The sequence below is a fragment of the Actinosynnema sp. genome (genome assembly GCF_052038725.1).
In genome coordinates, this window is record NZ_JBQGCX010001315.1 from 1 (window position 1) to 2610 (window position 2610).

General features: G+C 75.7%; 2 protein-coding genes. One reads left to right on the forward strand and one right to left on the reverse strand.

The annotated features are described in order from the left end of the window. Nucleotides 1-1178, reverse strand: a 1178-nt coding sequence (locus ACTUAL_RS27760; protein WP_440902304.1) for a sugar ABC transporter ATP-binding protein, incomplete at its 3' end; no start/stop codon positions are given. Between the two features lie 178 nt (nt 1179-1356). On the opposite strand from ACTUAL_RS27760, the gene ACTUAL_RS27765 reads away from it, so the two are divergent. After that, nucleotides 1357-2376 (forward strand): LacI family DNA-binding transcriptional regulator, encoded by a 1020-nt coding sequence (locus ACTUAL_RS27765; RefSeq protein ID WP_440902305.1) that lies wholly within the window; start codon nt 1357-1359, stop codon nt 2374-2376. The last annotated feature ends 234 nt before the right edge of the window (nt 2377-2610 follow it).

Below are 2610 nucleotides of genomic sequence, written 5' to 3' on the forward strand. Positions count from 1 at the left end.
AGCCTGCCGTACCCGACCCGCAGCCGCGCGGTCCCGCGCAGCGCCTCGCGGTGCTCGGCGCGTCCGGTGAGCAGGCCCGCGACGGCCAGCTCGCGCGAGCGCGGCAGGGTGACGTTGCGCTGCACGGACAGCTCGACCAGCAGCCCCTGCTGGCGGCGGTCCTCGGGCACCAGCGCCATGCCCGCGGCCATGGCGGCGCGCGGGGAGTTCGGCCGGACCTCGCGGCCGTCGACGCGGACGGCGCCCCGGTCGCGGCGGTCGACGCCGAAGACGGCCTGCGCGATCTCGGAGCGGCCCGCGCCGACCAGTCCGGCGAGGGCGACGATCTCGCCCGCGCGCACGTCGAAGTCGACGTCGGCGAACACGCCGGTCCTGGTGAGGCCGCGCACCGAGAGCACGACCTCGCCGGGGGTCACGGCCCGCTCGGGGAACAGGGCGTCCGGCTCGCGGCCGACCATGCGGCGCACCAGCTCGTCCTCGGTGACCTCGGTGATCGGGTCGGTGGAGACGTGGGCGCCGTCGCGCAGGACCGTGACGCGCTGGCAGAGCGCGGTGATCTCCTCGAAGCGGTGCGAGATGAACAGCACCGCCGCGCCGCCCGCCTGGAGGGCGCGGACGACGGAGAAGAGCCGGTCGACCTCGATGGCCGACAGGGCGGCGGTGGGCTCGTCCATGACCAGCACGCGCGCGTTCCCGGCCAAGGCCTTGGCGATCTCGACGAGCTGCTGGTCGGCGATGGAGAGCCCGCGCGCGGGCCGGTCCGCGTCGAGCCGCACGCCGAGCCGCTCGAACAGGGCGCGGGCCGTGGCGCGCACGGCGGCGCGGTCGATCCGGCCGAAGCGGCGCAGCGGGTGGGCGCCCACGGCGATGTTCTCGGCGACGCTCAGCTCCGGGAACCGGGTGGGCTCCTGGTGGATGACCGCGATGCCCGCCGCCTTGGCGTCGGCAGGCGAGCCGAAGGCGGTCGGGGCGCCGTCGACGAGCAGGGTGCCGCTGTCGGGCCGGTGGACGCCCGCGAGGACGTTGACGACGGTGGACTTGCCCGCGCCGTTCTCGCCGACCAGGGCGTGCGCCTCGCCCGCGTGCAGCGGGAACGAGCAGCCGCGCACGGCGGCGACGGCGCCGAAGGACTTGGTGACGGCGCGGACCTCCAGCGGTGGCGGCTCCTGCGTGGGCATCAGCGCCTCCGGGAATGAAAGGTTTCAATCTGGCCGTCGCGACGGTATATGAGCCCCGTCACAGCGGTCAATGGTGAAGCCGCAGTCGTCCAGGTCACGGCGATCCGGCGGTTCGGGGGTAGCGCGGGAGGTCGGCTAAATCGTTTCAAGCTGGTCGGCGGCGGGCGGTGGGAGCGGCATGGCGGGTTCGGCGCACCGGCAGGTGAGCGTCCGGGACGTGGCGACGGCGGCGGGCGTGTCGGTCGGCACGGTCTCCACCGTGCTCAACCGCCCCGGCGTGGTCAGTCCGGGGACGCGGGCGCGGGTGCACGCGGTCATGGCGGAGCTGGGGTTCGTGCGCAACGAGTCGGCGCGGCAGCTGCGGGCGGGGCGCGGGAGGGCGCTGGCGTACGTGGTGCTCGACGGCGGGAACCCGTTCTTCGCGGACGTGGCGCAGGGCGTGGAGGAGGCGGCGGAGGTGAACGACCTGTCGCTGTTCCTGTGCAACAGCGACAACCGGGCCGAGCGCGAGCTGACCTACCTGACCCGCCTGGAGCAGCAGCGGGTCCGGGGCGTCCTGGCCACCCCCGCCGACCCGGCCGCCCCGGTCCTGGCGGAGCTTCCCGCGCGCGGCACCCCGGTGGTGGTCGTGGACCGCACGAGGGGTGGCGGGACGCACTGCACGGTCGCGGTGGACGACGTGCTCGGCGGCGGGCTGGCAGTGGCGCACCTGCTGGAGGCGGGCCACGACCGGGTGGCCTTCGTCGGCGGCCCGATGACCGTCGGCCAGGTCCGCGACCGGCGCGAGGGCGCGCTGCGGGCGCTGCGCGGTTCGGCGGCGTCGCTGGTGGACGTGCCGACGGCGGCGCTGACCGTGGCCGAGGGCAGGGAGGCGGGCCAGCGCTTGTCGGGGTTGCCCGCGCGGGACAGGCCGACGGCGGCGTTCTGCGCGAACGACCTGCTGGCGCTGGGGTTGTTGCAGCACTGCGTGGGCACGGGCGCGCGCATCCCGGAGGACCTGGCGATCGTGGGCTACGACGACGTCGAGTTCGCCGCGACGGCGGCCGTGCCGCTCACGTCGGTCCGCCAGCCCCGGCGGCTGCTCGGGCGGACGGCGGCGGCGCTGCTGCTGAAGGAGGTCCGGGAGGAGGACCACGAGCACGAACAGGTGCTCTTCACGCCCGAGCTGGTGGTGCGGGGGTCGAGCCGGGGGCGCTGAAGGTGGCTGCTGCGGGGTCCGCGCCCCCTCGCCGAGTTCCACGCGCGGAGCTCAGGGCGCCCCGGCCGCTTCGCTCACACCCGGCCCCGACCCGCCTCGACCCGGCGAACCTCGCCCCGACCAGCGGCCCTCGCCCCTCAACCACCGCCCCTCAGCCCTCAGCCACCGGCCCGATCTCGCTGGGGGGCCTCAATGATCAACACCCCCGGTCACCGCCGCCCCACCCGCTCCCAC